A 6,898-nucleotide genomic window follows, 5' to 3' on the forward strand; every position below is an offset into this window, starting at 1 on the left:
TTTATTTGTTATGTTATTAATATTATACAATTTGTATAAATTTGTCAATACTTTTTTTAACTCATTTATTTAAATATTTTTTTATTATATATTTTATCTATATAAAATCAAGCTTATATTATATTTCTAGCTGTCATTTCAAGCTTATCCTTTGCCTGTCTGATTTCACCAACCTGTATATCAGTTATTTTTTCTGGTTTTGCTTTTTTAACTAGCCTTTTAAGCACTCTCAATTCAGATTTTATCTCTGATTTTTTCGCTCTATCTATAGATTCTTTAGATTGATTTAATCCCTGTTCAACTTTATACACAAGTGATTCTGCATCATTTAAAATATCTATATATTCTTTTCTCTTGTTATCCTCAGAAGCATATGATTGGGCGTCTCTTATCGCTCTTTCTATATCCTCATCAGATAAATTAGAGCTCGCTGTTATTGTTATACCTTGGCTATTTCCTGTTTTCAAGTCCTTAGCTGAAACGTTTAATATACCATTAGCATCTATTTCAAAGGTAACCTCAATTTGAGGAACTCCTCTTAGAGCTCTTTTTATTCCCTTTAACTTAAATTCTCCTATTACTCTGTTGTCCTTTGCAAATCTTCTTTCCCCCTGTAAAACCTTGATATCTACAGATGTTTGGAAGTTGGCTGCAGTAGTAAATATTTGACTGTATTTTGTAGGTATAGTTGAATTTCTCTCTATTAGTCTTGTAGATACTCCACCCATAGTTTCAATAGAAAGAGATAGCGGTGTTACATCTAATAATAGTACCTCATTTAAACCTGGATCACCAGCAAGCTTTCCACCTTGAATAGCAGCTCCTAATGCTACACATTCATCTGGATTTAAATTTTTACTAGGTTCTTTGCCTATTATTTCTTTGACCTTGTCTTGTACAGCTTTAATTCTAGTTGAGCCTCCAACTAGTAGAACCTTACTCAATTCACTAGTCGATATTCCTGCATCGCTTAGAGCATTTTTGACTGGTATAACTGTTTTTTCAACTAAATCGTAAGTCAGCTCATCAAATTTTGCTCTAGTTAAATCTATATTCATATGCTTTGGGCCGTCTTTTCCAACAGCTATAAATGGTAGGTTTATATTAGTTGTAATTGCTGCTGAAAGCTCTTTTTTAGCCTTTTCAGCTTCTTCTCTTACCCTTTGTAGAGCTACTATATCCTTAGATAAATCTATTCCGTCTGATTTTTTAAATTCTTCAATTAAATAATCAGCGATTTTTTTATCAAAATCATCTCCACCTAGATGATTATCTCCACAAGTGGCCATTACTTCAATAATACCATCTCCTATTTCTATTATAGAGACATCAAATGTTCCTCCACCTAAGTCATAAACCATTATCTTTTGGGAACTCTCATTGTCAAGACCGTAAGATAATGCTGCAGCTGTCGGCTCGTTTATTATACGTTTTACTTCAAGCCCTGCTATCTTGCCGGCATCACTAGTAGCCTTTCTCTGTGAATCATTGAAGTATGCAGGAACAGTTATTACTGCTTCAGTTACACTTTCTCCTAGATAGCTCTCAGCATCCTTTTTTAATTTTTGCAAAATCATCGCTGATATTTCCTCTGGAGTCCATTTCTTACCGTCTATATTCACAGTATAGCTTGTACCCATATGTCTTTTTATAGATGAAATTGTTCTATCTGCATTTGTAACACTCTGTCTCTTAGCTGTATCGCCTACTAATCTCTCGCTATCCTTTGTAAAAGCTACTATTGATGGTGTCGTTCTAAACCCCTCAGCATTTGATATAATTGTAGGCGAACCACCCTCCATAACGGCTACACATGAATTTGTTGTTCCTAAGTCAATCCCTATTATTTTGCTCACCTTGTGCCTCCTATTAATTACAAAATTATCTATATTAAAAATCTAAAATCTTAATGGAACATACATGAATTTAAGCAACAATTGCACATAAGATTCCACATACAGCATTGTATACAAGCACTATTGAAGCCTCCTCCTGGATAACCGTATGTAGTCTGTTGGTTAGTGTACCAAGTGCCTCCATGCTCAAGCATATCTACTAATCTTTGATATTGTAGGTTGTTTGGCTCCATTTGAAGAGCTCTGTTTGCCTCTTCTAATGCCTTAATATTGTTGCCTAATTTGTAGTTTACATTTGCGCTGTAGTAATACCATTTAGATGTTCTGTTTTCTATACCATCAAGTACATTTCTAGCCTCATTGTAATATCCATTGTTAAAATAATTAAGCGCTGCTCTCAAATGTACATCTTCCTCTTGTCCAAAATTTGGATTGTATCCCCTTTGCTGCTGTTGATTTCCATCAAACCCAAAACCTCCGAACCAATCGAATCCACCAAAATCTCCGAAATCCTGACCATTATATCCTCCACCATAGCTTTGATTTCCTTGATTTCCATAACTTCCTGAGCTATTTGAGTAGCCTCCGTAGCTAGAAGCTCCACCATTTTTTTGCTTCATAATAGTTTGATACGCCTGTTGTATTTCTTTGAATTTTTCTTCGTATTGATCTTTGTTTGGATTATTTATGTTAGCATCTGGATGATATTTTTTACTCAATTTTCTATATACTTTTTTTATTTCTTCCTTTGAAGCATCCCTAGATACTCCTAAAACCTGATAAGGATCAGTCATTTTCTTCCTCCTCTAATTTTTCTCTCTTGTTTCTAACTGATTTATATTTTGACCAAACGCCAGAATATAAAATATTTCTCAAAATATCCACATCTTCAATAATAGGTAAATTTTCAAATTCCCTAGCACATTCTGAAATCATCATGGTTAAAATTTTTTGAACAAAGTCATCAAAATTTTCGTTTTTATATATCTCTGTAAAAGGATTGTAATTCCCCTTTTTTACATCCTTTTCTATATCTTCATAGGCATCCATAAGGTATATATATTTTCCAAGGAAAAAGCCCATCTTACATAAAGGCTCTCTCCATTCATCTTCTCTATATAAAAAAATTTCAGCCATAAGCTCTCCTGAATAAGCTGCTATTTTATCTATATCGTATTCGTTTTTACTTTCATATTCACGTGAAGCCTTTAGTATATTTTCTAATTTGTTGGTTTTTCCAGGATAAAGCTTTCTTATTTTCTTTATTTTTCTGCTGATTAAAAATGAATACAGCTTACTACTAATTTTTCTTTCATCCTTCCAATCATCTACACACTTCAAATACGATAAAAATAAATTCATATCAGCTATATAATCAGTAATTTCATTCGTCCTTTTAATAGTTTTCTTAAAAGGATGGAGCTTACATCTAAATACCTCTAGCTTCGTCTCTGGCTCGTAAAGACTTGTAAGTAAAAGCTGTAAAAATGTCATATCGTAGTTTAAAGTAGCCTGTGCAAGATTTCCACTTCTCTTTTTTAAAACCTGACACATTCCACAATAATACGATCTATATACATCGAATTCTCTAAACCTAAGCTCCTCCTTGTTTATAAGAACATATCCAAACATCCTCTAGCTCCTTTTTATAAAATAAGTATCACATTTTGGACAGTGAATGCTTATTTTTCCCTTGCCCTTTGGAACTCTAACCTTTTGCTTGCATGTAGGACATTTGTATATACGATGAGTCTTTCTTTGCTGCATCATAGACTTTTGGCTATTTATTTTACTTCTTATATTTGCTGTCTTATTTAAAAAGGCTTGATTTTCAGAAGCTCTTTTATATATATTTCTAGAAAACAATCTATAATATACATAGATTATAGTTGCAAATCCTAAGTAATACATTACAGTAGATAAACCTCTACTTACACCTCTTAGTAAAAAATACAATAGAAATTCTACTAAAAATGCCTTCATTAAAAAATTATTCAATTGGTCATTTCCATATCTTCCCTGCATAAATCTCGCTAATTTTTCTTTCATTTTCCTTCTCCTATTTCATTTATTTCACACAATCTATTTATACACTATCTTTTATATTTGTTATAATAAGATTTATTTATGTACCCAATATTAACATAGGTTTTCTAATATAATTTAAGTCTGTTATGCGATAAATATGCACTATTTTTCACATAAAAAAGAGACACCAAAACAAATATATTTTAGCATCTCTTTTAATAATCGTATATATTTAAACTCTAAATAGATTATTTTAAAGTCATTCCGTAATCGTCGCAATCAGCTATAGCTTTTGCGAACATTTCTTTTGTAACTCTGTCCTTTATAGCATTCCATTCAACTAGAGTAACAGCCTTGTCAACTATTGTTTGTATACCGCTCTTGTCTATTCCTAAATCTGCTAGACAAACTGGTAATCCTAATTCTTTGTTAAATGCAGCTATTTCGTTTCTCTTTTCTATTTCTCCTGCACAAGTAAGTAAAGCTAAAACACCGAATGAAACTATTTCTCCGTGTAATCCTCTGATTCCTTCTACTAAAGTAGCTCCATTGTAGAAAGCATGAGCTAATGAGCTGTTGTAATAGTAATCATTTTCTGTAGTAGTTAGGTTAGAAACTATACCTGTACTTATGATTATGTCAAGAGCTACTTGTTCTAATTCATAAGAATCTTGATTATTTTTGCAGTCTTCTAGTGCTTTTTTACCGTATTTAACAAGTGGACTTGTACAAACCGTACTTATTCCAAGACCCATTAATGGTGTATGAGGTAGTTCTACATCTTGTGAAGAATAAACAGCTTCACATTCTTTAGATAAAGCATCACCTATACCAGCCCATAATAAATCTTCTGGTGATTCAGCTATTATTTGTGTATTTATAAAAGTATGATCTGCTGGACCATCTAAGTAATAATAGTTTTTAAATGTGTGATCTTCATTGTACATAACACATATTGCAGTTACTGAAGCACAGTTTGAACCCAATGTTGGGAAAGTAAATATAGGTTTGTCTAATTTATCTGCAACAACCTTACAAGTATCTACAGCACGACCCCCACCTACAGCAAATATGATATCAGCATTTTTTACTCTTTCATCTGATGTTAATTTTTCTACATTTTCGTAAGTAGCGTCATTACCATATACTATAAAGTCTATTAGTTCTACATTAGAGCCTGCTACACCATCTATTATTGCTTGTTTAGATTTTTCTATAGCAGTTCTACCACCTATTACTATCGCTTTTTTTCCAAATCTACGTGCTACGTTTGGTATCTCTTTGTAGCAGTCAGTTCCTACTGAGTAACTTGGAAGATATACATTATAATTACCCATAATTTAAATCATCTCCTAATATTTTTACCAAATTATTTACCATATTATTCTAACACTTAATTTATTGGAAAAAAATATATAATATTAAATTTTTGTATAATTATAATATTTTTCATCAAGACATTTTTGTATATTTTAATAATATTCATTACCTGTGGCTTCAAATGCTTCTTTGAATGCATTCATAAATATTGTTTTTCCTTCTTCCTTATATTCTCCTAGAGGAGTATCATTTTCTGTATCCTCATAAGCCTGTTCTGCAAATTTACTTGGTGCTGTATCTTCACCGTATTCAAAGTAAAATTCTACATATGCTGCCCCTGCAACTGCTATTTGTTTCTTTAATTCATCATTAAAGTCGATTTCATAGTCGCTATTGCTAGTGTCGTTATTATCACCATTATTTTTATTACTGTCATTTTTATTAGTATTTTCTTTTTTATCGTCAGTTGATGCTTGTTGTTTTTCAGCTTCTTCCTTCTTAGAAATCTCATCTAATTTTTCAGTACATGTTTTAAGTAACTGTTCACATTCCTTTAGTTCATTTGAATAATTTGCTTTGTCAGAAATCTCGTCAATTATATATCCTATTTTAACCTTAGCATTCATATATTCTTCTTTTTTCATAAGCTCTTTAACTTCACTTATTCTTTTTTCTATATCTTCTCTAAAAGTTAAATTTTCTTGCTCTTCTTTTAATTTTTCACATTCTGCTTTTAATTTCTTAGCAGCATCTATTCCTACTGTACTTTCACTTTGGCTTGCTAAAATTTCATCACATAGTTCAATAGCTTCTTCATATAATTTAGCCTTCATTTTTGCTTCTACTTGCATAATTTTTTCTACTTGTTCATGTAGAGCAGTCGCTTCTGCATCTCCTTCTTTTTCATCAAGTGCTGATTCAAAATAGTCTAATGCCTCTTCGTATTGCTCTTGTTTAACTGCTTGCTCTCCATTTTCCATATATTCATTGTACTTCTTGTCGTTATTGCATCCAGTTAATACAAATGCACATATTATAATTAAAGCCAATGCTTTTTTTAACTTCATAATTAACACCCTCACTCCTATTAAAATTTTATACTAGACTAAAGATATTTTTGACATATAGCAAATTATATCACTAAAAAAAACTTAGATAAACATAATTTATTTTTTTCACAATTTTAATTATACTACTAAATCGATTTTTTTGAATAGCTTAAATATATTTTATTATGATTTTTATAATTTCATATGCATTATAAATTTAAATCTTCTTTTAAATTAAAATATGTTACTGTTGCTCTAGCTATAAGTCTATTTTTTTCATCCTCTACATCGACATCATATACTAAAAGATTTTTGCCGTATTTGACCTCTTTAGCCTTTGCGATTAATTTCTTTACACCAAAAGTAGGTCTTAAAAAGCTTATATTACTGTTACTAGTTGTGGCTTTTTTTCCTCTAGACCAAACTGCCGATCCTGCAACTGAATCCGCTAAAGAAAATATACATCCTCCATGAATTCCCTTAGACATATTTAGATGACTATCAGTTATTGTTATCTCACCTTCTGCATATCCCTCTGAAACCTTGGTTATTTTTATACCATTGACCATTGTGAAGCCTTCAGAATTATTTCTGAAATCTATAATTTTTTGATAATCCATAAAAATACAATTCCTTTCATTCTTA

The 6,898-nt window shown here is 31.2% G+C and carries 7 protein-coding genes; all 7 read right to left on the reverse strand.

The window, feature by feature from the left end; genetic code table 11:
• Window positions 1-113 precede the first annotated feature (113 nt).
• Complete coding sequence (gene dnaK / locus ACI3VO_RS02395) at window positions 114-1,856, reverse strand: molecular chaperone DnaK (protein WP_439756377.1); 1,743 nt, start codon at window positions 1,854-1,856, stop codon at window positions 114-116.
• A gap of 50 nt (window positions 1,857-1,906) precedes the next feature.
• A complete protein-coding gene (locus ACI3VO_RS02400; RefSeq protein WP_439756378.1) occupies window positions 1,907-2,650 on the reverse strand; it encodes a DnaJ domain-containing protein in 744 nt (247 codons plus the stop codon).
• Window positions 2,643-3,488, reverse strand: coding sequence for a DUF5685 family protein (locus ACI3VO_RS02405; RefSeq protein WP_439756379.1), 846 nt, complete (start codon window positions 3,486-3,488; stop codon window positions 2,643-2,645). Before ACI3VO_RS02405 ends, ACI3VO_RS02400 begins: the two co-directional genes overlap by 8 nt.
• Window positions 3,489-3,491: 3 nt before the next feature.
• The gene (locus tag ACI3VO_RS02410; protein ID WP_439756380.1) at window positions 3,492-3,905 is read right to left on the reverse strand and encodes a hypothetical protein; all 414 of its coding nucleotides are present in this window, start codon (window positions 3,903-3,905) and stop codon (window positions 3,492-3,494) included.
• Window positions 3,906-4,132: 227 nt separating this feature from the next.
• A complete protein-coding gene (locus tag ACI3VO_RS02415) occupies window positions 4,133-5,221 on the reverse strand; it encodes an iron-containing alcohol dehydrogenase family protein (protein ID WP_439756381.1) in 1,089 nt (362 codons plus the stop codon).
• 135 nt (window positions 5,222-5,356) lie between these two features.
• Window positions 5,357-6,271 carry a hypothetical protein gene (locus ACI3VO_RS02420; RefSeq protein WP_439756382.1) on the reverse strand — a complete coding sequence of 305 codons (915 nt, stop codon included), beginning with the start codon at window positions 6,269-6,271 and terminating at the stop codon, window positions 5,357-5,359.
• A gap of 191 nt (window positions 6,272-6,462) precedes the next feature.
• A partial coding sequence (locus ACI3VO_RS02425; protein ID WP_439756383.1) for a PaaI family thioesterase occupies window positions 6,463-6,898 on the reverse strand: 436 nt, incomplete at its 5' end.

This window comes from Intestinibacter sp., from assembly GCF_051866655.1.
In the GTDB taxonomy this organism is placed as follows: domain Bacteria; phylum Bacillota; class Clostridia; order Peptostreptococcales; family Peptostreptococcaceae; genus Intestinibacter.